Annotated in this window: 23 protein-coding genes, 1 pseudogene and 1 other annotated feature; of the genes and pseudogenes, 14 read left to right on the plus strand and 10 right to left on the minus strand. The window is 59.0% G+C overall.

Going from position 1 to position 21,958, the window contains the following annotated elements:
* Positions 1 to 4: 4 nt before the first annotated feature.
* The gene (locus NW830_RS05300) at positions 5 to 817 is read right to left on the minus strand and encodes a hypothetical protein (protein WP_414404600.1); all 813 of its coding nucleotides are present in this window, start codon (positions 815 to 817) and stop codon (positions 5 to 7) included.
* A 29-nt stretch (positions 818 to 846) separates the two neighbouring features.
* Positions 847 to 2,160, minus strand: coding sequence for a histidinol dehydrogenase (gene hisD, locus NW830_RS05305; RefSeq protein ID WP_414360247.1), 1,314 nt, complete (start codon positions 2,158 to 2,160; stop codon positions 847 to 849).
* Positions 2,161 to 2,436: 276 nt separating this feature from the next.
* Here hisD and NW830_RS05310 point away from each other — a divergent pair, with 276 nt between their 5' ends.
* Positions 2,437 to 2,967: a MarR family winged helix-turn-helix transcriptional regulator gene (locus tag NW830_RS05310; RefSeq protein WP_414403898.1), complete on the plus strand. Its 531-nt coding sequence runs from the start codon at positions 2,437 to 2,439 to the stop codon at positions 2,965 to 2,967.
* A 27-nt stretch (positions 2,968 to 2,994) separates the two neighbouring features.
* Here the strand turns inward: NW830_RS05310 and NW830_RS05315 are convergent, their stop codons facing one another.
* Complete coding sequence (locus tag NW830_RS05315) at positions 2,995 to 3,270, minus strand: hypothetical protein (protein WP_414404601.1); 276 nt, start codon at positions 3,268 to 3,270, stop codon at positions 2,995 to 2,997.
* A 178-nt stretch (positions 3,271 to 3,448) separates the two neighbouring features.
* Here NW830_RS05315 and NW830_RS05320 point away from each other — a divergent pair, with 178 nt between their 5' ends.
* Positions 3,449 to 3,982 (plus strand): TM2 domain-containing protein, encoded by a 534-nt coding sequence (locus tag NW830_RS05320; RefSeq protein ID WP_414404602.1) that lies wholly within the window; start codon positions 3,449 to 3,451, stop codon positions 3,980 to 3,982.
* Between the two features lie 7 nt (positions 3,983 to 3,989).
* Here NW830_RS05320 and NW830_RS05325 read toward each other — a convergent pair whose 3' ends face one another.
* The 3 genes from NW830_RS05325 to mfd are packed head-to-tail and all read right to left on the minus strand — an operon-like array spanning position 3,990 to position 9,168.
* Positions 3,990 to 4,772, minus strand: a complete 783-nt coding sequence (locus NW830_RS05325) for an ABC transporter permease (RefSeq protein ID WP_414360236.1) — start codon at positions 4,770 to 4,772, stop codon at positions 3,990 to 3,992.
* Positions 4,769 to 5,692 carry an ABC transporter ATP-binding protein gene (locus NW830_RS05330; protein ID WP_414404603.1) on the minus strand — a complete coding sequence of 308 codons (924 nt, stop codon included), beginning with the start codon at positions 5,690 to 5,692 and terminating at the stop codon, positions 4,769 to 4,771. Before NW830_RS05330 ends, NW830_RS05325 begins: the two co-directional genes overlap by 4 nt.
* Positions 5,689 to 9,168 carry a transcription-repair coupling factor gene (gene mfd / locus NW830_RS05335; RefSeq protein WP_414404604.1) on the minus strand — a complete coding sequence of 1,160 codons (3,480 nt, stop codon included), beginning with the start codon at positions 9,166 to 9,168 and terminating at the stop codon, positions 5,689 to 5,691. Before mfd ends, NW830_RS05330 begins: the two co-directional genes overlap by 4 nt.
* 395 nt (positions 9,169 to 9,563) lie before the next feature.
* Here mfd and NW830_RS05340 point away from each other — a divergent pair.
* Both NW830_RS05340 and cydB read left to right on the plus strand, forming a co-directional pair.
* Positions 9,564 to 10,992 (plus strand): annotated as a pseudogene (locus tag NW830_RS05340) (cytochrome ubiquinol oxidase subunit I).
* A 168-nt stretch (positions 10,993 to 11,160) separates the two neighbouring features.
* Positions 11,161 to 12,210, plus strand: coding sequence for a cytochrome d ubiquinol oxidase subunit II (cydB, locus tag NW830_RS05345; protein WP_414360227.1), 1,050 nt, complete (start codon positions 11,161 to 11,163; stop codon positions 12,208 to 12,210).
* A 173-nt stretch (positions 12,211 to 12,383) separates the two neighbouring features.
* On the opposite strand, the gene NW830_RS05350 is transcribed toward cydB, so the two are convergent.
* The 4 genes from NW830_RS05350 to NW830_RS05365 all read right to left on the minus strand — a co-directional run bounded on the left by NW830_RS05350 (position 12,384) and on the right by NW830_RS05365 (position 16,204).
* A complete protein-coding gene (locus tag NW830_RS05350; RefSeq protein WP_414360224.1) occupies positions 12,384 to 13,976 on the minus strand; it encodes a mechanosensitive ion channel in 1,593 nt (530 codons plus the stop codon).
* Positions 13,977 to 14,225: 249 nt separating this feature from the next.
* A complete protein-coding gene (gene rimI / locus NW830_RS05355; protein ID WP_414360221.1) occupies positions 14,226 to 14,708 on the minus strand; it encodes a ribosomal protein S18-alanine N-acetyltransferase in 483 nt (160 codons plus the stop codon).
* A 6-nt stretch (positions 14,709 to 14,714) separates the two neighbouring features.
* Positions 14,715 to 15,068: a hypothetical protein gene (locus tag NW830_RS05360; protein ID WP_414360218.1), complete on the minus strand. Its 354-nt coding sequence runs from the start codon at positions 15,066 to 15,068 to the stop codon at positions 14,715 to 14,717.
* Complete coding sequence (locus NW830_RS05365) at positions 15,065 to 16,204, minus strand: 5-(carboxyamino)imidazole ribonucleotide synthase (protein ID WP_414360799.1); 1,140 nt, start codon at positions 16,202 to 16,204, stop codon at positions 15,065 to 15,067. The genes NW830_RS05360 and NW830_RS05365 overlap by 4 nt, the downstream gene beginning before the upstream one ends.
* 121 nt (positions 16,205 to 16,325) lie before the next feature.
* Here NW830_RS05365 and NW830_RS05370 point away from each other — a divergent pair, with 121 nt between their 5' ends.
* The 10 genes from NW830_RS05370 to rplL all read left to right on the plus strand — a co-directional run bounded on the left by NW830_RS05370 (position 16,326) and on the right by rplL (position 21,782).
* Positions 16,326 to 16,511, plus strand: a complete 186-nt coding sequence (locus NW830_RS05370; RefSeq protein WP_414360215.1) for a hypothetical protein — start codon at positions 16,326 to 16,328, stop codon at positions 16,509 to 16,511.
* Between the two features lie 83 nt (positions 16,512 to 16,594).
* Positions 16,595 to 17,020, plus strand: coding sequence for a hypothetical protein (locus tag NW830_RS05375; RefSeq protein WP_414360212.1), 426 nt, complete (start codon positions 16,595 to 16,597; stop codon positions 17,018 to 17,020).
* A gap of 11 nt (positions 17,021 to 17,031) precedes the next feature.
* Positions 17,032 to 17,778, plus strand: coding sequence for a tRNA (guanosine(37)-N1)-methyltransferase TrmD (gene trmD, locus NW830_RS05380; protein ID WP_414360209.1), 747 nt, complete (start codon positions 17,032 to 17,034; stop codon positions 17,776 to 17,778).
* Positions 17,779 to 17,780: 2 nt separating this feature from the next.
* Entirely contained in the window at positions 17,781 to 18,125 is a 345-nt protein-coding gene (locus tag NW830_RS05385; protein WP_414360207.1) for a hypothetical protein, read from the plus strand.
* Positions 18,126 to 18,189: 64 nt separating this feature from the next.
* The gene (gene secE, locus NW830_RS05390; RefSeq protein ID WP_414360205.1) at positions 18,190 to 18,501 is read left to right on the plus strand and encodes a preprotein translocase subunit SecE; all 312 of its coding nucleotides are present in this window, start codon (positions 18,190 to 18,192) and stop codon (positions 18,499 to 18,501) included.
* Positions 18,502 to 18,580: 79 nt separating this feature from the next.
* A complete protein-coding gene (gene nusG / locus NW830_RS05395; RefSeq protein ID WP_414360203.1) occupies positions 18,581 to 19,252 on the plus strand; it encodes a transcription termination/antitermination protein NusG in 672 nt (223 codons plus the stop codon).
* A 9-nt stretch (positions 19,253 to 19,261) separates the two neighbouring features.
* Positions 19,262 to 19,687, plus strand: a complete 426-nt coding sequence (gene rplK, locus NW830_RS05400) for a 50S ribosomal protein L11 (protein ID WP_414360201.1) — start codon at positions 19,262 to 19,264, stop codon at positions 19,685 to 19,687.
* A 74-nt stretch (positions 19,688 to 19,761) separates the two neighbouring features.
* Entirely contained in the window at positions 19,762 to 20,472 is a 711-nt protein-coding gene (rplA, locus tag NW830_RS05405; RefSeq protein WP_414360199.1) for a 50S ribosomal protein L1, read from the plus strand.
* A 50-nt stretch (positions 20,473 to 20,522) separates the two neighbouring features.
* Positions 20,523 to 20,675 (plus strand) — a sequence feature (ribosomal protein L10 leader region).
* A gap of 60 nt (positions 20,676 to 20,735) precedes the next feature.
* The gene (rplJ, locus tag NW830_RS05410) at positions 20,736 to 21,299 is read left to right on the plus strand and encodes a 50S ribosomal protein L10 (protein ID WP_414360197.1); all 564 of its coding nucleotides are present in this window, start codon (positions 20,736 to 20,738) and stop codon (positions 21,297 to 21,299) included.
* 69 nt (positions 21,300 to 21,368) lie between these two features.
* Complete coding sequence (gene rplL / locus NW830_RS05415) at positions 21,369 to 21,782, plus strand: 50S ribosomal protein L7/L12 (protein WP_414360195.1); 414 nt, start codon at positions 21,369 to 21,371, stop codon at positions 21,780 to 21,782.
* Positions 21,783 to 21,958 lie beyond the last annotated feature (176 nt).

A 21,958-nucleotide genomic window follows, 5' to 3' on the forward strand; every position in this document is an offset into this window, starting at 1 on the left:
TCTTTTACTCTCCATTTTCCTCTTTCTGCTCCACCCCAAAACGGCTCTGATGGCACAGGGGTTCTGCCATCACCGCTTGCCACCCTTCCAGAGAAGAGCTGCTTTGGGGAAAAGCAACAGCAGATGCCCGCTGCAACACCTGGCCGTCTGAACCCACGCTCACCAAGCGGGGCCTCTCTCCCAGGCTGTCGGCTACGGCAAACAGCACCCGTCCCTTTGCCGCGGCATCCCAGCCCAGTAGCTCTGCATAGGCCAGTGCTGGGGGTGGATCCCAGATTTGCACCGGTGGGATCTGGCTCGAGCCGGTGGGCAAAGGCCAGACCACCGCCCGATCCCAGCTTAAGTCGGTCTGGAACCAGCCTGTGTACTCCCGCGCCAGCAGGGTGTTGTCCTGCCAGGCTAGCGGCAGGATCATGGCAAAATCCAAGGGCTCAACAGGGTCGTACACAGACGCTGCCGCCTGATAGATCACGTGCAAAGCTTGGGTACGGAGGTTCTCAGCAAACAGCACACTGGTCAACCGACTGGCCTGCGGTGTGGCCACCAAATCCAGCCGCGTGTACACCTGCCACTGGGGATCCGGAGCCGGCAGCGGCTGGCTGCGCAGCAGGCCCACCAGCGTACACTGCCGCTGCCCTGCCTCTTCCTGCAAGGAGTACACCCACTCCCAGGGCAGGGGCAAGGGAGAGGAGCTTTCTGGGGCAGCCGTTGCCCGATCCCTCAACCAGATACCGCTCCCCTCTGTCCAGCCAATCCAAACCGCCAACAGGGCTCCCCCCAGTTGCCACAGGCAGCTTCCCCTGCGCCAGTTCTCCATTTGCCCGACCTTCCTGCCCCTCCAGTTGGCTAGGCCTTGGCCGACAGCCGCACCTGTACCGACCGGCTATGGGCGGGTAACCCCTCCGCTTGCGCCAGCGCTTGAATGGCACCGGCCACCTCTTGCAGGGCTGCCGAGCCGTACTGGATTAAGCTGGAGTGCTTCAGGAAGGTTTCTACCCCCAGCGCTGAAGCGTAGCGGGCTGCCCCTGCCGTAGGCAAGGTGTGGTTGGGTCCGGCCAGGTAGTCCCCCACCGCCTCTGGGGTATAGTGTCCCAAGAAGATTGCCCCCGCATGGCGAATCGCATCTACCAGGGCCCAGGGATCGGCCACCTGGAGCTCCAGGTGTTCCGGCGCAAACTGGTTGGACAAGTTGACCGCCGTGGCCAGATCGGGCACCACCCCAATTAGCCCGTAGTTGGCCACCGCCTTTTCCACCATGAGGCGATTGGGATGCTCCTCGATCTGGGTAGCTACCGCCTGCTGCACCTGTTGGGCCAGCTGGAGGTCTGGAGTAAGCAGGATGGCCGCTGCCAGGGGGTCATGCTCGGCCTGGGCCAGGAGATCGGCAGCAACATAAAGGGGGTTGGCGCTCTCATCGGCAATGATCACCACTTCCGAAGGACCGGCCAAGGAGTCGATGCCCACTGTGCCATACACCAGCTTTTTGGCCAGGGTTACGTAGATGTTGCCGGGGCCCGTGATCACGTCCACCTTGGGGATGGTCTCGGTTCCATAGGCCAGTGCTGCAATCGCCTGGGCCCCGCCGACGCGATAGATGGTGTGGATACCTACTTCTTGGGCGGCCACCAAAATGGCGGGGTGAATCCCCTTGCCTCCTGAGCCGTCGGATCCTGGTGGGGTTACCATGACAATTTCCGGCACTCCCGCCACCTTGGCTGGAATCGCATTCATCAACACGGTACTGGGATAAGCGGCGCGCCCTCCGGGAATGTAGAGGCCAGCGCGATCCACTGGGCGGTACTGCTTGCCCAAGACAATCTCGGGACCAGGAAAGCTCACCCAACTGCTGGGCACCCGCTGCCGGTGGAAGGCTTCGATGCGCTGTTTGGCCAGGCGCAGAGCCGAGAGCAGTTGCGGCGAGACTGCCTGGTAGGCCGCCTCCAGCTCCGCCCCCGAGACCCTTAGCTCAGCTACGCTGAGCTCCACCTGGTCGAACTCTGCCGTGTAGGCCAGCAGGGCCCGATCCCCCTGGCGGCGCACTGCTTGCAGGATCTCCCGCACAGTTGCCTCGCGATGAAGGTTTTGCTCAGCCTGAGTGCGCTCCGAGATCCGTCTGAGCTCCGCTTCGGCCTCGGCTAGCTGGGTAACAATTCTCAGCATGGCAACTCCTTCGCCTGGCTTATTGTAGGCAGAGAGTGAGGGATCCCATCTGCGCCTAGCACGCTCCACAGGGGCTATGGTCATAGCTTAGCCTGGATTTTCCGCCGCCAAGCCCTACTCAGAGGCCTAAGGGGGCATCCCTCTGCAGTAGCTGGGATCTCCAGCGCTAGCAGTTGTTTCAAGGAGTATTAATTTGTGTTAGGACTATATTACAGTAGGCTATGGTGAAGCTAAAACAGTTGTTGAGGAATCCGTCGCCTCTAGCGATTGCTGACCATGCCCACCTCTGCTCAGCTGCCTACAGAGCAAGCTCTCCAGCCTTCGGTAGCAGCAGACCAGGAGCCTTTCTTGGGGCTGCTGCGGGATCTGGCGCGGGCTTACCAAGCCTTTGAAAATTGCGCCAGCGCTCACATTCGTCAAATGGGGCTGACCGCCCCCCAATTTGATGTGTTGGTAACTCTTGGCAACACTCCCGGCCTGACAATGAATGTCCTGGCCCAGAAAACGCTGGTTACCAAAGGAACACTGACCGGGATCGTGGATCGCCTGGAACAAAAGGGGCTGGTGCGTCGCGAGGTACCTCCAGAAAACCGCCGCTGCTTTAGGGTCGTGCTCACTGAAGAGGGGGAAAAACTGTTTGAACAGATCTTCCCGGCCCACGTGGCCTACCTGAAAGAGCGTTTTCAAAAGCTGAGTCCCGAAGAGATGGCTCAGATCCAAGCCTGTTTGAAAAAGCTGCAAGCAATTTTCTACTCGGGAGAGGCTGAGCAGCGGGACTTTTCAGCGGCTGCAGTCGGCTCTGCCTAGAGCCAGATCGAGGAGCTGGCCACTGCCTCACCCCAAAACCCAGAGCATGAAAGCCACCCCCAGCGTGACGACGCCAAAGAGGGCATAGCTGATCCGGCGCAGTGGCTGCAGCTGCATGGCATGGAGATCCTTAAGCCAACCCAGCCCCAGCGACTCCACAAAGCGATCTAACACTGCTTGCATGGGGTAGGCGTAAACGGAATCCTGCTCCTTGAAGTTGACCAGTACAACTAGAAGCGTGGCGTAGCTCCAGAGGAGGCCCCAGAGCACAGCACTCAACCCGATCAAGATGGGCTCAAGCATCGACCTTCCTGAGTCTCCCGGGGGCGCGACCGCCACCCCCTCGATGGCGTTCTTGGATCCCCTTTTTCAGCCTCTTTTCTTGAAGCTACCCCGCTCCCAAGCACCAGAGAAGAGGCGTCCTGCCCGTCCAAGGCAAAAGATGGCAGACTAGGGTTACTCGCCCAAGCTACCTTGACTGATGCCCATGAGCTCTCGCTACCTGCTGCCCCCTGCCGAGCCCAAATCCGTCGGCACCGCCTATCTCCTCTGGGCATTGAGCGTCTTCGGCATCTGCGGTGTCCATCGCCTTTACCTGGGCAAAACCGGGACGGGCATTCTCTGGCTCTTTACCTTTGGCCTGTTGGGAATTGGCCAGTTAATTGACCTGTTTTTGATCCCAGGCATGGTGGAAGATTACAACTTCAAGCTGGCCGTCTTGCAAGGGATCCGCCCCTCTGGGGCTCCCGCCAAGTCTGTCTCGGCCCCGCCTCAGCCTTTGAAGGGTCAGGCTTTGATGCGGGAGATCCTACGGCTGGCGCAGCAGCGACAAGGGATCCTCACCCTCTCGGAGATCGCCATCGAGCTCCCTGCCGACTTTGACGAGATTGAAAAAGCGCTGCGAGAGCTAAGCCGACGGGGCATTGCCTCCCCTGAGAACAACCTCACCACCGGCGCAGTGGAGTACCACTTCCCTCACCTGTTGCGCTCCCCTGGCGACCGGCGCTCCCTCTGACAAGGTCCTACTGGGATCCCAGGATCCCCCGCTGCTTGGCCAGTTGCATTGCCCGGCGAAAGGCCAGCAAGCCCAGGCCGAAGTAGAAAATGCCGCTGGCCAGAGCCATGAGCAGCCGCAGGGGATCCAATCCCACCTCCCGCACCATCAGATCCCGCAGCAGGCCAGCCCCTGCCGTCATGGGCAGCATCTGCCCCAGCCACTTTAGGGATCCCGACCACTCTTCCGTGGGGGTAGCTAGGAGAAAGAGCAGGCCAAATTGGCTCAGGATCAGCAGTTGTTGAATGCGCTTCCAGATCAAGGCAGCAGATCCCAGCAAAAACGAGAAGCCATAGGCCCCTAGCACCACGCTCAAAAGGGGCAGCAGCAAGCTGGGGGGAAAGCGCAGCTGGCTGCCGGTGAGCAACAGGATGATCCCCAAAATGACGACAACGAGGGTGAGGCGCAACACCAAACTGGCGCAGGCCCGCGCCAAAAACAGGGTGGCCGCCGAAAAGGGCGAGAGCAACACCTGCTCCAGCGTGCCCGTCTGGGCTTCCACCTGCAAGTTGAGGGCAATATCGTTCACTACAAAAATCACTAGCGTCCAGAGCACATAGCCAATCACCACCGCGTCCAGCCGTTCGCCAAACTGGGAAGCTGGCCCCGCCACATACTGAGCGCCGGCAAAGAGGGCATAGAAGAAAAAGGTGGTGATGAGGATCCCGCCCAGGGCTTCTGCCGGATAGCGAATGTACTGGATCCAGGTGCGCTTTAGCTCCGCCCAAAACAGGTACAGCAGTGGTCTCATCTCCTCTGCAGCAGCTTGAGAAAAATGTGGGTGAGATCTGCTTCCTCTCGCTTAACGCTAAGCAGGGGCAAGGGCTTGAGGATCTCCAGCACCTGATACAACGCCTCCGAGGAGCCGCCAAAGCGCAGCTGATGGAAGCCGAGAATCTCCACCCCTTGCTGGAGCAGGCGCTCCGCCCGGCTGGGATCCAGCTCTTGTTCCAACTCAATCCGATAAGTACTGGCCGCAGCGGCAAACTGGCGGATCAGCTCCTGCGTGGGAGTCTGGAGGAGGATTCTCCCCCCCTCAATCACGGCCACTTGGTCTGAGAGGGCCTCGGCCATCTGCAGTTGGTGGGTGGTGAGGAGAATGGCCCGACCTGAAGCGGCAATTTGGCGGATCAAGGATTTCACTGCTTGGGCGGCTTCCACATCCAGCCCCAGGGTGGGCTCATCCAAAAGGAGCAGAGCCGGCTGGTGCAAGAGGGCAACAGCAATGGCCACCTTCTGCTGCATACCCCGCGAGAGGGTCTGCACGGCAACATGCCGTTTTTCCAGCAGGCCAAAGGTCTCCAGTAGCTCCAGCCCCCGCTGGCGAGCCGTTCTGGGGGATAGCCCCCGCAGCACGCCAAAGTACTCCAAGTTTTGCAAGGGGGTCAGCCGCCAGTAGAGGTTGCGGTTGCCTTCCAGCACCGCTCCCACCTGGGCCAGCGCACCCGCATCGGCGTGGGGATCCCGTCCCAGGATGCGCACCGTGCCAGCATCCGGCCGGATCAGCCCAGCAATCATTTTGATGGTGGTGGTCTTGCCGGCTCCATTGGGCCCCAAGAAAGCCAGGATCTCCCCTGCCGCCAGCGTCAGAGAGACATCCACCACCGCCCGCACCTGCTTGCCCCCCTGCCGGTAGGTTTTCTGGAGGTGATGCACTGCGAGAACTTTCATGAGGCAAGCTTTGGCATCCCAGCCTCCGGCTCCGTTAAGGCCAGGCTCATCTTATCTAGCCACTGCAAAAGGTTTTCCAGTTGCTGGGCCGGCGCCAGCATCCCCAGCCCCCGTACTGTGACCTTGCCCGGCTGGTAGACAAAGCGGGACTGCAAGTGGGCTGGTAGGGCTTCCTTGAGGCGGTTCCAGGCCGGCTCCTCCATGGGAGTTTCCAAAAGAACATGCTCCTTGGCTGGCCTGATGCGGGAAAAGCCCAGCGTGCGAGCCAAAATCTTTAGCTCCATCACCCGCAGCAGTTCCTGGGTAGGCTTGGGCAGCGGGCCAAAGCGGTCTTGCCATTCCTGGGCTATCTGAGAAAGCTCCAGGCGCGATCCAGCAGCCGCCAACTGGCGATAAGCCTGCATTTTTTGTTCCTCGTCAGGGATATAGCTCTGGGGAATCATGGCCGTAACGTTGAGGTCGATCTGGGTGTCCTCCACCTGCGGGATCTTCTGGCCGCGAATTTCTCGAATGGCCTCTTGCAGCATTTCTAGGTAGAGATCAAGGCCCACTGCATTGACTTGCCCCGATTGCTCCGTTCCCAGCAAGTTGCCAATCCCGCGAATTTCCATATCCCGCAGAGCCAACTGGTAGCCAGATCCCAGTTGGGTAAATTCTTGAATGGCCTGCAGGCGTTTGCGGGCCTCCTCGGTGAGGATGCCATCTTCTCGGTAGAACAGCCAGGCATGGGCTTGGATCCCAGCCCGGCCCACCCGACCTCGCAGTTGGTAAAGCTGAGCCAGCCCAAACTCCTGGGCATTTTCAATCAAAATGGTGTTGACACGGGGAATATCCAAACCAGACTCAATAATGGTAGTGCAGACCAGGATATCGATTTCCCCATTGTTAAAAGCCAGCATCGTCGCTTCCAGCTCCCCTTCTGGCATCTGCCCATGGGCAATGGCAATGCGGGCGCCGGGTACCCATTCCCGCAGTTTGGCACTGGTTTCTTCGATCCCTTCAATGCGGTTGACGACATAAAAGACTTGCCCGCCGCGATCCAACTCCTGGCGGATAGCCGTGCGAATGACCTCAGGGTTGTAGGGGGAGAGGTGAGTTTTAATCGGGCGCCGCGAGGGCGGGGGAGTTTGGATCAAGCTCATTTCCCTCAACCCTGACAAGGCCATATACAGCGTGCGGGGAATAGGAGTAGCCGTAAGGGTGAGCACATCTACCTGGGTTTTGAGGAGTTTAATTTTCTCTTTTTGGTTGACACCAAAGCGATGTTCTTCGTCAATGACTAGAAGGCCTAAATCCCGAAACTGCACATCCTTGCCCAAAAGTTGGTGGGTGCCCACAATGACATCCAGTTCGCCACTTTTGAGGCGGGCCAGGATCTCTTTTTTCTCTTCAGGAGTGCGGAAGCGGTTGAGTAAGCCCACTTGAATGGGATAGGGGGCAAAGCGCTCTTTGAGAGTGTGGTAGTGCTGCTGGGTGAGAATGGTGGTTGGCGCCAGAAGAGCTACCTGCTTGCCAGCGGTTACGGCTTTGAAAATGGCGCGGATGGCCACTTCCGTTTTGCCAAAACCCACATCCCCACACAGCAGCCGATCCATGGGGCGAGGGGACTCCATATCCCGCTTGATCTCCTGGACGGCGCGAATTTGATCCGGCGTCAACGGATGGGGAAAAGACTCCTCAAACTCCTGTTGCCACGGAGAATCGGGCGGGAAGGCATAGCCCTCCTGTTCGGCTCGTTTGGCGTAGAGCTGCAGCAGATCAAAGGCCACTTTTCGCAGGCTCTTTTTCACCTTCTGCTTGGTCTTTTCCCAACTGCTGCCGGACATTTTGTGCAGAGCAGGCGGTCCATCGCCGCTAGCCCGGTAGCGGGAGAGGGAGTTGACCTGGTCGGCAGCTACCCGCAACAAGCCATCGCTGTATTGAATGACCAGATATTCTCGGGTTTCGCCGCCGATGGTGAGGCTTTCCAAGCGCAGGAACTGGCCAATGCCATGGGCTCGGTGAACAACAAAATCCCCCGGCTTGAGCAGGTTGGGATCCACCTGGCGGGAGCTGGCCTGGCGGCGCTTGCGCACATAGGTGGGGGTGGCCAGGCTGTGCTGGCCGAAAAACTCGCGGTCGGTCAGCACCACCCACCCCAGCGTGGGCAGGAGAAACCCCTCCAGATCCGCTAGGCCGGAGTACTTCAGGGCCACCGGCGTGTAGGACTGGAGCTGGCGCTCGATAGTCGGAAAATCTCTGGGGTTGGGCACGTACTGGGCCGGGCAGTCGTGTTCCTGCAGCAGAGCCACGGTGCGGGAGGGCTGGGCGGAGAGGATCCACACCTGCAAGTGTTGCTTGCGGTACTCGCGCAGGGTTTTGGCCAGGGATCCAAACTGGTGGGGAGTGGCAGGGACAGGCCGGCTTTTGAGGTCGAGGACAGCTTCCCCCTCGCCAGCAGGGGCAAAGGCACGGGCCAACAGGCGGGGGAAGGGATCCCACTCAGCGGCCTCAAGATCGAAGGGGCGGTGGAAGGGCACTAGAGCCGGCTCGGCAGCCTGGGCCAGCTGCCACTGCTCCTCGGCGTGGGCTAGCCACTGCCGGCTGTGGGCCTGGCACTGCTCCGGCTCGTCGATCAGGATCAAAGTGTTGGGATCCAGGTAGCTCAGCAGGTTGGCCGGTGGATCGTAGAGCAGGCCGAGAAAACGGCGCAGGCCTTCTGGGGGAGGAGATCCCTGCAGCCAATGCTGCTGCAGGGCGGGGGAGAGCCGCTCCATCTTTTCCTGCAGCCCTGGCCAAAGCATTGGCCCATAGCCGGTGGGGGTCAGCCAGACAGAAGGGATCCCATCTTGGGAGCGCTGGCTTACCGGGTCGAACTCCCGCAGCCGTTCCAGCTCATTGCCAAACCACTCCAGGCGCACCGGCCACTCGCAGGCCACCGGGAAAATGTCGAGAATATCGCCCCTTTGGCTCCACTGCCCCTCGCTTTCCACCAGGCTTACCCGCTGGTAGCCCAGCCGGGCCAACTGCTGCCCCAACTGCTGCGGCGACAGCTCCAGGCCAGGTTCCAGCTTGAGGCAAAAGCCCTGAAACACCTCTGGGGGGGGAAGGTGAGGTTGCAGGGCCCGCTCCGTCGCCACGATGGCCATGCCCTTTCTGCCCTGGAGACAGTCGGCCAGCACCTGGAACTGGCCCCACACCAGTTCCGGCTCCAGGTCAAACGGCTCATAGGGGGAAGCCTCAGAAGTGGGATAAAGGTACACGCTCTCCCAGCCCATGCCCTCCAGTTGCGCCGTCCAGCGGCCTGCTTCTTCCAAAGTGGCAGTCACCACCAGCAGGGATCTCCCCTCCTGCTGGGCCAAAGCCGAGGCCATCAACCCCTTGGCAATCCGCCCTGCCCCCTGAATGGCTGCCTGTCGCCGCGATCTCAAGCGGGCGGCCAACTCTTGTACCAAGCCGGATTGGGCGAGAAAGTGCACCAGCGGGACAAACGACATCTTCCACCCCCCACTGCCAACTGGGATCTCTAACAAGCCGGGATCCCAATTCTGGCAGGCCCTGAGGAAAATTTGCATGGCGTTATCCCCGCCCCTCAACGGGCCATTTCGGGATTGCGGATCCCCAGGCTGCCAAGTTCGCAACCCTCTTTATTCTGTAGTCCGCTTTACACGAAGAAAACCCCTTCTTCCTAAAGTTAACCTTTAGAGTCGAGCAGCCCATGCTGATCCTGGTCAAGATGCAATCCTAGGAGGAGCAAAAAAGATAGCCTTCCCCACCTTATCCAAATGGCTACGGATGTCTGTAGCGAACATACCTAGAGGCGTGCCTGCACAAACTGCAGCAGAGAGGGTTGGGAAAAGTTGAGTTTATCCATCCAAACTGGGTGCCAATCATGTTTCTAGACACCGTCGCGCTTTCTCGACTACAGTTTGCCCTTACGGCCATTTTCCATATGCTATGGCCGGTTTTAACAACAGGAATGGCTATTTATCTTGTTGTTATAGAGGGCCTTTGGCTAAAAACCCGCAATCTAGATTACTATCGCCACGCTCGTTTCTGGTCAAAGAGTATTGAACTTTGGCCTTGGCGTGGCCTCAGGGTTGCCGATGGCCTTTCAATTTGGCATGAACTGGGCCCCTTTTTCTGAGGCAGTGGGCGACTTTTTTGGAACCATCCTTGGGTTTGAGGGCACGATGGCCTTTATGCTGGAGGCCAGCTTTTTGGGGATCATGCTCTTTGGCTGGGAGGGGGTGCCGCCGGTGATTCACTGGATCTCGACCATCCTGGTGGCCTTCGGCGCCAACCTCTCTACCTTTTGGATCCTGACGGCTGACTCTTGGCTACAGACGCCGGCAGGAGGAGTATTTGTCAATGGAAAGTTTGTGGTGCGCGACTACCTGCAAGCCATTGTCAATCCCTTCATGGTCAATAGCTTTCTGCACATGTTTTTTGCCACTTTGGAGACCTCTTTGTTTGTAATTGGTGGCATCAGCGCCTGGTACATTCTCAAGCGGCGGCACAGCGAGTTTTTTTCCCGCTCCCTCAAAGTGGTCTTGGCAATGGCTCTGGTGGTAGCCCCCTTGCAGGTGTTTATCGGCCACTTGAGCGCAGAGCAAGTGTATCGCTATCAGCCGGCCAAGCTGGCGGCCATGGAGGCCCAGTGGGAGACGATCCCTGCCGGCGAACGAGCCGATTGGAGCCTGCTAGCCCTGCCCAACGACCGAGAAGAGCGCAACGAGTGGGAGGTGAAGATCCCCGGTGCGCTGGGCTATCTGCTGGAATTTAAGCCCAGGCTGGATCGACCGGTGCAGGGCCTGAAAGCTTGGGATCCCCAAAATCGTCCCCACATGATTGGCCTCATCTACTACTCCTTTAGGACCATGGTGGCCATTGGCCTGTTTCTGGCCGGGCTTGTGGGGGTGACCTTGATCCAGTGGTTGAGGGGCAAGCTGTCGGCGGAGGCCCTCTCCCAGCAGAAGTGGCTGATGTGGGCCTGGGTCTTTGCTGGCCCCCTAGGATACATTGCTGTCGAGGCTGGCTGGATTGTCCGCTGTGTTGGCCGGCAGCCCTGGATTGTGTATGGACAACTGCGCACCGCGGAATCCGTTTCGCCGCTGCCGCCGGGAGAGGTGCTGTTTTCTTTGGTCGGCCTGACTGCTTTGTATACAGTGCTTTTCGTGGCTGCCCTTTACTTTGGCAGCCGCATCCTCCGCAGAGGGCCTAACCTGGAGCTGCCTGCCCCCGTTCCGGCAACCCAGCCGGTGATCGTGATCGAGCCTGCCCGCCACGAGCCGGATCGCCGTCCTGCAGAAGCTCGCTAGCGCCGGTGCGGCTCCAACAGGACCCAGGCGACACTGCCGGCTCTTTATCCAACAGCAGCCAAGCCACTTGTCGATTTCCAGCTCCCCTCTCCCAGAGGGAGAGGGGCTGGGGGTGGGGGGGATCATGTCTCGAACTGGTCGGAAATACCCAAAGCGGAGAGAACGACGATGGAATCTTTCGAGCCTTTACAGCAGTTTTTACCGCAAGTCTGGTTTTTTATCCTCGGTCTCTTTCTCTTTCTTTATGTTCTGCTAGATGGATTTGACTTGGGGGTTGGCATTCTTTCCCTGACAGCCTCCAGCGAAACGCGCCGCAGCATTCTCATGACCAGTCTGGGCAATGTCTGGGATGCCAACGAGACCTGGCTGGTGTTGATGGGGGGATCCCTATTTGGAGCCTTTCCCCTTGCCTACGCCACCATTCTCAACGCCCTCTACATTCCGCTGGTGATCATGGTGGTGGGCCTGATCTTGCGGGCTGTCTCTTTCGAGTTTCGGGAGAACGCCAACAACAAGCTGGTGTGGAACCTCGCCTTTGGGGTGGGCAGCTTTTTGGCGGCCTTGGGCCAGGGGTTTGCCTTGGGCAGCGTCTTCGAAGGGATCCGCGTCGACGAAGCCGGCCACTTTGCCGGCAGCCCTTGGGATTGGCTGACCTGGCGCACGGTGTTGGTGGCTCTTACCTTGATCCAGGGCTACGTGTTAATCGGGTCGGCCTACCTAATCGTTAAGACCACCGGCGAGCTGCAGAAAACCTACTACAAGACAGCAACCATCGCCACCTGGACAACGTTGCTGGGGGCAGTGTTTATCACCATCAGCACCCCCATCATGTCGGAGCAGGCGCGCGCTCAGCTTTTCTCGCCTCCTCTTTTCTATATCTTTGCTGCCATCCCCGTTTTGGGACTTTTGTTGGTGGCTCTGTTGCTGCGCAGCCTGCGGCGGCGAGAAGAAAATAGCGTTTTGGTTTACACTTTTTTAATCTTTGCCCTTTCTTTTATCGGCCTGGGGTTTATGGTTTTCCCCAACATTATTCCTCCCAGCGTCACCATCTACGAGGCGGCAGCTTCTCCCAGTTCGCTGGTGTTTATGCTCACCTTTATTGGCTTCTTGATCCCGGTTATTTTGTCCTACAACATCTACAACTATGTGGTGTTCCGGGGCAAGATCGTGGTGCAGGAAGCAACGCCAGAAGAGAGCAAAGTCCCAGAGGCAGCTTAAACCCAGAAAACAAGACCCCGCCCAGCGTTTTGCCAGGCGGGGTACATTTGCAAGCAAAACAGGGTTAACCTTGAGGCGGCCATCGGATGGGCGGCACGGCCACTCCTTAGGAGGCCCTGCTCTCCTTAGGTTTTAGGCTAGGAAGAGCAATTCCTCTAGCAGATTTGGCCTCTTCACTCCCGCTTCAGCCACTGCCGGATCTGCTCGGCAGCCACATCGCGACCTCCCAAGCCAAAAGCCAAGGCCACCGCGACGGCAATCGCGCCTAGCACCAGGCCAAAAGCCAGCACCACAATGTCGGTGGCTACACCCATCTGCTGTAAGGCCATGGCGCCGACGAAAACCAAAATGGCCACCCGCGCCGCCTGCGCCAGCACGCCCGCAGAGGGGTTGCCCAAGCTCTTGATCATGGAATGGGCCAAATTGGCCAGGTAAAGGCCGATCCCGAACACCAAGGCGCCGATGAGCACCCGCCCGGAAATCAGCAACAGACCCTCTACGATCTCGGTCAAAGCGGCAAACTGCAGCAGCTCCACCGCCGGCACCGCCCCGAACAAGACCACGCCCACCCAGACCACCAGTCCAGCAATCTCAGAGGGGGTGCGCCGCTTCACCAACTCCCCTTCAGCAGCAGGTGCTTCAGGAGCAGGGGCCAAGGGCAAGCCCAGGCCAGCAGACAGACGGTCAAAGCCCACCGCCTGCAGCAACTGGGTCACCAAACCGGCCAAGAACTGCCCCAGCCAATAAAAGACGGCCAGAATCAGAGCCGATCCTGCAATTCGGGGAATGGCCCGCAACACCTGCTCCAGCATCGCCACCGCCGGATCCGAGATGGCCCGGATTTCCAGAGCATTGAGAGCCGCAATCACTGCCGGGATCAACACTAAGATGTAGGCTACCGTGCCCACCGTCTGGGCCAACTGGGGAATGCCAAAGCGGGCCCCCAAGCGGTTGGCTCCTGCTGCCGCTAGCAAATTGGAAACGATCCCACGCACAATGCGGGCCAAAAACCAGCCCACCCCACCGATGATGAGCGCTCCCAAAATGCGCGGCACCATCGACAGGATTTGATCCAGCAGGTTCTGCACCGGCTGCAGCGGCCCCCGCAGGTTCAGCGTATCCAGGATGAGCGGCAAAAAGAACAGCAGAACCAACCAGTAGAGAGCGTCACCCAGAGCTTCATTTAAGAGAAATGGGGTGACCTCAGCCCCCCCCTCTGACTTGGCAGCCGTTCCTTCTGTACCCACCTCACCGGCAGCGCTCTCTTGGTGAAGAGGCTGAACCAGCCGCTCGTCCAAGTTAAAGCGCCGCAGCCCCCGAATGACCGCTAGGCGGGCAACCGTGGCCACCGCCCAGCCCACCACCAGCAGCACCAGGGCTCCACCCAGCCGCGGCAGATAGACGAAAATTTCTCCCAAAAACCTGTTGAGTGGGTCGGAGACGGCCTGGAGCTGTAGGGCATTCAGCACCGCCACCAACACAAAAGCCATGATGATCCAGTAAACAGCAGCGGCCACCCAGCGCTCCGTTTGCGGCAGCTTCTCGCCAGGCTTTTGCCCCAAAACCCAAGCAGCTAGGCGGTTATCGAGCTGCGTCCGCCTGAGCAGCCCCCGAACGCCGAAGGCCACCGCCGTGGCCACGAGCCAACCCAGAACTAGGATGGCAATCGCCGCCAGCAGATTGGGCATAAAAGCAATAACTCTACCCCAAAGATTGACAACAAAGGAGACGGCCTCATCTTGAAGAGTGTTTATAGAGGTGTCCATGATTACCCTCACAACCTGAAATGATCAGGATGTTCAAATGATAAGAGTAGGCTAGCCTGAAGCGCTTCTTCAGGCAAGCTGGGCTGACCTAGGAGAGAGCCTCAAAAAACAAAAACGCCACGTCTTGAAACGAAACTTTACGTCCACTCATATCAGGAGCTGATGGTTGACCAAAACTGCAGGGGTGCTGGCGAAGGAAAAAGGTGTCTAGGGAAAACTTATGCAGCTTCTTAGAACTGTTGGTTCCTCCTAAATTGGTTTCTTCCAATACACCAGCCCATCTTCTCCGTTGTTGTAATAGCCCTTGCGACGTCCCAACAGTTGAAACCCTGCCGATTCATAGAGGCGGATGGCAGCGTGGTTAGAAGCCCTCACTTCCAACGTGGCCCAACAGCAGCCTGCTGCCCTGGCTTGGGTTAGCAGCTCCTCCAGGATCCTTCGACCCAAACCACGCCGCCGATGGTCGGGATCCACTGCCAACGAGATGATGTGGGCTTCTTCCTCAATGCGCCAGAGGATGCCAAAGCCTACTAACGTTGGGGTAGGCGACGTCTTCTCGCCCCTGTCTCCAGGTTCCACCACAGCTCCAATGACAGTGCTGGTGGGCCGTTCCAGCTCCGCGCGATAGCCCTGCTCCCCCCAGTATCCCCCGTAGCAGCGCCGATCCAGTTCCAGCAATTGGGGCAGGGCAGTGATATCCAGCACCTGCAGCCGATAACTTGTGCTACCCATGGTGGTCTAGTCCCGCAATTTGCAAAACGCCGATAGCAACAACTGCCCAAAGGGATCGTCATCCGGGGCGGCATAGGGCAGGGCTCGGCGCCTAAGGCTCAAGATCTGGTCCCCCGATTGCGAATGGAGCTTGAGCTCGTAGTCGAGCCCTTCTGCCTCCTGGAGGTAACCTTGGGCGGCTTTCAGGATCCCTGCTCGCAGTTGGGCTTTGGCAGCAGGGGCCATGAGGTAGCGAACAAACCAGCGGGCACTGCCGGGATCCACCTCAGCAAGGTATTGGAGAGCGGGGCTCAACACTGCAGAGTGCTCTTGGGGGGATTGGATAGCTGGAGAAAAGGTGGGATCTGAGGCTTGGCTCACGGCTGGGGATACCAGAGGGCTTCGAGGGTACGGACAAGGGCCGCCGCTTCCGCAGGAGAGGGAGGATGGGGTAGACAGACCGTGACATGGCCCAGTTTTCGTCCTGGGCGGGCAGGGGTTTTGTGGTACCAGTGCACTGTGGCATTGGGGATCTCCGCCAAGCGCTGCCGCTTTTGGGCATAGTCACTGGTGGAGTGCTCATAGCCCAGGAGGTTCACCATCACTGCCCCCCCACACTTGAGGGAGGGATCCCCCAACGGCAGACCGGTGATGGCCCGCAGGTGCTGCTCAAATTGGGAGGTGTGGCAGGCTTCCAGGGTGTAGTGGCCAGAGTTGTGAACCCGCGGCGAGATCTCGTTGATCCAGATCCCAGCCTTGGGGTGGGGCGGCGGCACCCAGAACAACTCGATGCCGAACACTCCCACTGCCTCCAGCTTTTCCATCACCTTGACCGCCAGGTCGCGAATCTCGGCCTCGACAGTTGCGGGAATGCGGGCAGGCACCAGAACATGGCGGCAGACCTGCTCGATCTGCACAGTTTCCACCACCGGGTAGATCTGGATCTCGCCGGCTAGCCCCCGCGCCACCATCACCGCCAGCTCCCGCTCAAAGGGGATCCACTCTTCGACAAGCAGCGGGATCCCGGCATACTCGGCCAGGGCCTCTTGCAAGGTTGCTCGGTCGGGCAGGATGCGGGTGCCCTGGCCATCGTAGCCCTGCCGCCGCCGCTTGAGCACCAAGGGGAAGCTTAGGCTAGAGAGATCCGCCATCTCCACAGGCCAAAAAGCCGGCACCGGCAACCCCAACTCCGCCAGAAACTGCCGCTGGCGCAACTTGTCTAGCAACGGCTCCAGGGTGCTCAGGCGGGGGCGAAAGCGGGATCCCTCTGGATCCAGCTTTTGCAGCTCTGCCAAAGGGATGAACTCGTTTTCAAAGGTTACCACCGAGCAGCATTCCAGTAACTGGGCTGTGGCCTGGGTGTCGGTTACAGAGCCCCAAACTACCCCGTCGGCCACCGCCACCGCCGGCTCGGTGGGAGCAGCGGCCTGCACAACCAGGGGGATCCCCAGCCGACGAGCCGCTAGAGCCAACATCTGCGCCAACTGTCCGCCGCCGATTACCCCTACCGGCTGCATCTGAGTTTGGGACTTCACGGCCGCACCGCCCCACGAGTTACACTGAGAGGTAAAGCACCGTCTAGTCTACTGTCTCTCGGGTTTAGAACCCTACTGGCGGGATCCCGCTAGGAGAAAAACGGTGGAGCCCTCTAAGCTAAAAGAGCTCATCGACCGAGCGCTGGCGGATAAAGTCCTCACCCGCGCCGAGCAAGAAGCAATCCTCAAGGCAGTTACGGCCGATTCCTACGTCTCACCGGAAGAACACGAACTGCTGGACCAGATTGTGGAGCGCCTCAATAGCGGTGAGATTCGCGTTGTAGAGTAAAAACCCGCAGCTCCAAAGGGTTGGGATAGACTGGAGATCCCTTGGCCACCTCTAGCAGTATCCGCTGAGATTCTGCCGCCACCATGAGTTCTCGCTCCTCGGACTGGTTTACGCGGGCACGGCATCTCTTCTACGGCACCGCCACTGCCCTGGTGGAAATTCTGGAGGATCCCCAAAAGCGCGCTGAAAGTTTCAGTCGCCTTTCTGTCGACTGGGCGGCGCTGGCTACAGAACTGGAGCAAAAAGGGGAGCAGATTGAACAAGAGGCTGTTCGCTACCTGGAAAGCCTCCGCCGTCAAGCTAGCAAGGCCTCCGATCCAGCCGTAGATAGCCAAGCACCGGCCAGCCCGCCTGCTAGGAGCAGCTCCCCAACCCCGGCTCCTGCTGCCCCCATCTCCCAAGAAGAGATGGCCGAACTGATGGAGCTGATCCACCAGATTGAGTCCTTGCGCCTGGAGTTAGAGCGGCTGCGCACAGAACCTTGCTCTGAGGCTGGTCCTTCTGCCTGATCCCAACTCCTGTGCGGTTTGACGTTGTTACCCTTTTCCCGGAATTTTTTGAGTCGCCGCTGCGCATTGGCTTGGTGGGCAAAGCCCTGAAGCAGGGGATCGCCGAGGTTCATCTCACCAACCCGCGCGACTTTGCCACCGATAAGCACCGCCGGGTCGACGATGAGCCCTATGGGGGTGGGGTAGGCATGGTGCTCAAGCCAGAGCCCTTTTTTGCCGCTGTCGCCTCCCTACCTCGCTTGGAGCCCTACGAGATTATCTTGCTCACGCCCCAGGGGCAACCCCTAGACCAGGCCCTGCTGCGGGAGCTGGCCCAAAAGGCCCAGCTCATCCTGCTCTGCGGGCAGTACGAGGGCTTTGACGAGCGGATCCGCCAATATCTAGCTACCCGCGAGGTGTCGCTGGGGGATTTTGTGTTGACAGGAGGAGAGATCCCGGCGCTGGCCTTGATCAACGGCGTGGTGCGCCTCTTGCCGGGTACTGTGGGTAAGGTAGACTCTCTGAAGAAGGAGAGCTTTGAGGAAGGGCTGCTCGACTACCCCCAATATACCCGCCCAGCTGAGTTTCTGGGGTACAAGGTGCCCCAGGTGCTCCTTTCAGGGAACCACGAGGCCATTGCCCGCTGGCGCCTACAGCAGCAGTTGGTGCGCACCTGGCAACGGCGGCCAGATCTGTTGGCCAAACGTCCCCTCACCCCCCAAGAACAACAGTTGTTGGCCGAAGGCCTAGCCAAGCAGCACACTGAGGTGGAGGAATAAGGATGTGGGTAAACTATCTCAACTCCCTTCTCAATGGCCACCCGGCAATTCCTAGGATTCTGGGACTGCTTCTGTTGGGGATCCTGGCCAGCCCGGGGCTTGCTCTAGCCCAAAGGGGGAGTGGCAACGAGGCCCTTTACCGCGACAGCAGAGTTCAGTGGTTCGACGGCACTAGCATTGACATAAGCGATCTCTTCCGGGCTGCCGAGTTTCTCTCTCGCCAAAGTGCCTCCTCCCGCTGGGACAGTGGGGCGGCCGTCGATGAAGCTGTGGAGCAGTTCAACCAATCCCGCCGTCGCCCCTTGTTGCTCTCCCCAGAGAGGCCCAACACCTCTCTTACCCCTTGAGGTTCGCTCCCCTCGCCAGCCTGATCTGCTAAGATTACAAAGATATCCTTGTGGGCGCTAGACAATGGCGCTCTGCTCTCGGGATCCCCTAGGAGATGCCGCCGTGGTTAAGAGTACCCCCTCCAGCAAAACTGAACGGGAAGAGCGTCTGGATCCCGCCAGGCGGGGTCAATCCAAAGACAGTTCCCCTGAGCCCAAAGGGATTGCCGGCTTCCTCCGAGAGACGCGGGCGGAGTTGGCTAAAATTGCTTGGCCAAGTCGCCAGCAATTGATTAGCGAATCCATTGGCGTCTTCCTAATTGTGCTGATCTTCGCCGCGTTTATTTACCTGGTTGATCAACTGTTTGGCTGGGTAGCCACGCAGCTGTTCTCATAAATCCTTCTCTGGACAGGGCAGAGTTGAGGTAGCGAATCCCCCTTAGGGGGAGGGGAAGCCTACGGAGAGGAGGTGAGGTATGAGGTCAGGGTTAGAGCAACGGCGGAGACGCCGTGGGAACTACGTTGAGCCCCTAGAAGCTCCAGAAACGACTGCAGAAAGGGAAGAAGGGGAAGGTCAAAGCCAGCGCAACTTGCGCTGGTACGCCGTCCAGGTGGCTGCTGGCTGCGAAAACAAAGTTAAAAGCGCTCTTCTGCAGCGAGCAGCAGCGCTGGATGTGGCCGATCAAATCGTTGAAGTGGTGATCCCAAAGCGGATAGGCTTCAAGCTGGACCGATCTGGCAAGCGCCAGGAGCAAGAGGAAAAGATTTTCCCCGGCTATGTGCTGGTGCGCATGGACCTTAACGATGACACCTGGATGGTGGTGAAAACCACTCCCAATGTCATCAACTTTGTCGGTACAGAACAGAGACGGCCCTATGGTCGCGGCCGGGGACACGTGACGCCGCGACCCCTCAGTCCCAGCGAGGTTCAGCGCATCTTCAGCACTACTGAGGTGGAAGCGGTGCCCCTTAAGATTGACCTGGCCCCTGGGGATCGCATTGAGGTGCTCTCTGGACCCTTCCAGGGGTTCTACGGCGAGGTCGTGGATGTCAGCCCAGAACGGGGCAAGCTCAAGGCTTTAATCTCGATTTTTGGGCGGGATACTCCGGTAGAATTAGAGCTTGGTCAAGTGCGAAAAGAGGTGTAACTGCGTTGCATGGCTAAGAAACTGGTGGCAGTGGTCAAGCTGGCCATCCAAGCGGGCAAAGCCACCCCCGCTCCTCCTATTGGCCCCGCCTTGGGTCAGCACGGGGTCAACATCATGGCCTTCTGCAAGGAATATAATGCCAGAACGGCAGATCAGGCTGGCATGGTGGTGCCAGTTGAGGTCTCCATTTACGACGATCGCAGCTTCACCTTCGTCCTCAAGACGCCGCCAGCCTCGGTCCTGATTAAGAAAGCCCTTGGCATTGAGTCAGGCTCTAGTGAGCCCCACAAAGTCAAGGTGGGCTCCTTAACTCGCGCGCAACTGCGCCAGATTGCTGAGCAGAAGCTGCCGGATTTGAATACCAACGATGTAGAGGCAGCAATGAGAATCATTGCCGGCACTGCCCGCAGCATGGGAGTGACGATAGTTGACTAGGGCTCTGCTGACCTAGTGGAGGTGTTTGTTGTTCTGGGGGAGAGAAGTTCTCGCCAGTACCCCAAGGAGGAACTATGGCTCGAAAACTATCCAAGCGCATGCAGGCTTTGCGGGAGAAGGTCAAGCCCATCCCCTATCCTCCTGCAGAAGCCATTGCCCTCATGAAGGAAACAGCCACTGCTAAATTTGACGAGGCGGCTGAGGTTCACATTCGCCTGGGGATCGATCCCAAATATGCCGACCAGCAGCTGCGCTCCACTGTAGTTTTGCCGCGCGGCACCGGGCAGGAAATTCGAGTGGCGGTGATTGCCCGCGGCGAAAAGGTGGTGGAAGCCCAGAATGCCGGGGCCGATCGAGTGGGGTTTGAAGACCTCATCGAGGAGATCAGCAAAGGCGTGATTGATTTTGACCTGCTGATTGCCACTCCCGATGTCATGCCCCAGGTGGCTAAGCTGGGGCGCCTGTTGGGGCCACGCGGCCTGATGCCCTCTCCTAAGGGGGGCACGGTTACCATGGATCTGGCCCAGGCAATTAAGGAGTTCAAAGCTGGCAAACTAGAGTACCGGGCTGACAAATCTGGCATTGTCCACTTAATCTTCGGCAAGTGTCAGTTTCCCGTCGAAGCCCTGCTGGAAAACCTGAAAGCGGTGCAGGAGTCTATTGACCGCAATCGTCCCCCAGGGGCAAAGGGCAAGTATTGGCGAACGATGCATATTTGTGCTACGATGGGTCCCTCCATCGAGGTTGACATCAATGCCCTGCGGGAGCTAAAGTTGGCTGCCTAGTTTCTCAGGGCAAATTCCAGCCAAGGAAGGGATCCCAGCAGAAATCCTTTCCACAGTTGAACAGAGAGCCGAAGACAGCAGGTGCCAAGTGGCTTAATCTCCTGCCGAGGCTGGGGTAGAGTGGGGAAGGATCCCAAGGGGGTAACTTTCGTACTTGCCCGAGTGCGTCTCGGCTAGAGCTGAGGCGCATTCTATTTGGCCTTTTGCAGCGGCAACCGCTGTTCGGTTCTCACCCAATGACGGACAATCGAGGAGGTGAGCGCGTGGGCAAGCAACCCCTAGCGAAAAAAATAGAGGTGGTCGATGAGGTTCGATCCCTGCTGCAAGCCAGCCAAATGGTGCTGGTCATTGACTACAAAGGCCTGACCGTGGCTGAGATGAACCAACTGCGGGCGGAGCTCCGCAAAGCGGATGCGGTCTGCATGGTGGTTAAAAATACCCTGATGCGGCGGGCGGTTGCTGACCTCAAGGCTTGGGCAGGGATCCTGCCTTTCTTGTCGGGGCCAACGGCCTTTATCATGATCCGAGGCAATATTGCGGCAGCCCTGAAGGCGTATCAAGACTTTGCCAAGCAAACCAAGAAGACTGAGTTTCGCGGTGCTGCAGCGGAGGGGCTGTCTCTGACCTTGGATCAGGCCAAGGCTATTGCCGAGCTGCCACCCAAGGAGGTGCTCATGGCCCAGGTGGCGGGCAGCCTCAAGTTGGTAGCTACCCGGCTGGCGATTGGGCTCAATGCCGTGCCCACCCAGGTGGCCCGCAGTATCCAGGAGATCCCGGCCTCGCTGGCACGGGCTGTGCGGGCCATTGCCGACAAGGAGGCAGCCTAAAGGCAGCTGCCTCCTTAGGTCGATGGTCCAATTTCACCCTATCCACTTGTGAACCAAGGAGACAAAACTATGGCTTCAGAGCGTGTTCAAAGCATCCTAGAAGAGCTGAAGACCTTGACTTTGCTGGAAGCTGCTGAGCTGGTGAAAGCCATTGAAGAAACCTTTGGCGTCAGTGCAGCTGCGCCGGTAGGTGGCATGGTCATGGCTGCTCCTGTGGCAGCACCAGCGGCAGCGGCACCTGCAGCCCCGGCTGAGCCGGTAGAGGAGCAAACGGCTTTTGATGTCATTCTCGAGGCTGTCCCTGCCGACAAGAAGATTGCCGTCCTCAAGGTGGTGCGGGAGTTAACTGGCTTGGGCCTGAAAGATGCCAAGGATCTCGTAGAAGCTGCCCCCAAGGCAGTTAAGGAAGGGGTCTCCAAAGAGGAGGCCAACGAGATCAAGAAGAAGCTGGAGGAAGCTGGCGCTACGGTCAAGGTCAAGTAGGCCGAGCTGGGGAAGAGGGGTTTTTCCCTACTCTCTTTTGGGACCAGGGCTCTGCCCGGCTGCAAGTTGTAGGGGAGGGGCGGTTTGCCCCTCTCTTTTGGTGGTTTAGAAGCGGGGGGACCTTTACGCCGCCTCTGCCAGCACCGCGGAGCAAGGGGCTGTAGCCTCGGCCAGCT

The organism is Synechococcus sp. OH30, from assembly GCF_047462175.1.
In the GTDB taxonomy this organism is placed as follows: domain Bacteria; phylum Cyanobacteriota; class Cyanobacteriia; order Thermostichales; family Thermostichaceae; genus Thermostichus.

Coding starts and splice junctions, on each gene's coding strand:
- NW830_RS05300 (WP_414404600.1), bottom strand. CDS start 817: ATGGAGAACTGGCGCAGGGGAAGCTGCCTGTGGCAACTGGGGGGAGCC.
- hisD (WP_414360247.1), bottom strand. CDS start 2,160: ATGCTGAGAATTGTTACCCAGCTAGCCGAGGCCGAAGCGGAGCTCAGA.
- NW830_RS05310 (WP_414403898.1), top strand. CDS start 2,437: ATGCCCACCTCTGCTCAGCTGCCTACAGAGCAAGCTCTCCAGCCTTCG.
- NW830_RS05315 (WP_414404601.1), bottom strand. CDS start 3,270: ATGCTTGAGCCCATCTTGATCGGGTTGAGTGCTGTGCTCTGGGGCCTC.
- NW830_RS05320 (WP_414404602.1), top strand. CDS start 3,449: ATGCCCATGAGCTCTCGCTACCTGCTGCCCCCTGCCGAGCCCAAATCC.
- NW830_RS05325 (WP_414360236.1), bottom strand. CDS start 4,772: ATGAGACCACTGCTGTACCTGTTTTGGGCGGAGCTAAAGCGCACCTGG.
- NW830_RS05330 (WP_414404603.1), bottom strand. CDS start 5,692: ATGAAAGTTCTCGCAGTGCATCACCTCCAGAAAACCTACCGGCAGGGG.
- mfd (WP_414404604.1), bottom strand. CDS start 9,168: ATGTCGTTTGTCCCGCTGGTGCACTTTCTCGCCCAATCCGGCTTGGTA.
- cydB (WP_414360227.1), top strand. CDS start 11,161: ATGGAATCTTTCGAGCCTTTACAGCAGTTTTTACCGCAAGTCTGGTTT.
- NW830_RS05350 (WP_414360224.1), bottom strand. CDS start 13,976: ATGGACACCTCTATAAACACTCTTCAAGATGAGGCCGTCTCCTTTGTT.
- rimI (WP_414360221.1), bottom strand. CDS start 14,708: ATGGGTAGCACAAGTTATCGGCTGCAGGTGCTGGATATCACTGCCCTG.
- NW830_RS05365 (WP_414360799.1), bottom strand. CDS start 16,204: ATGCAGCCGGTAGGGGTAATCGGCGGCGGACAGTTGGCGCAGATGTTG.
- NW830_RS05375 (WP_414360212.1), top strand. CDS start 16,595: ATGAGTTCTCGCTCCTCGGACTGGTTTACGCGGGCACGGCATCTCTTC.
- NW830_RS05385 (WP_414360207.1), top strand. CDS start 17,781: ATGTGGGTAAACTATCTCAACTCCCTTCTCAATGGCCACCCGGCAATT.
- secE (WP_414360205.1), top strand. CDS start 18,190: ATGGCGCTCTGCTCTCGGGATCCCCTAGGAGATGCCGCCGTGGTTAAG.
- nusG (WP_414360203.1), top strand. CDS start 18,581: ATGAGGTCAGGGTTAGAGCAACGGCGGAGACGCCGTGGGAACTACGTT.
- rplK (WP_414360201.1), top strand. CDS start 19,262: ATGGCTAAGAAACTGGTGGCAGTGGTCAAGCTGGCCATCCAAGCGGGC.
- rplA (WP_414360199.1), top strand. CDS start 19,762: ATGGCTCGAAAACTATCCAAGCGCATGCAGGCTTTGCGGGAGAAGGTC.
- rplL (WP_414360195.1), top strand. CDS start 21,369: ATGGCTTCAGAGCGTGTTCAAAGCATCCTAGAAGAGCTGAAGACCTTG.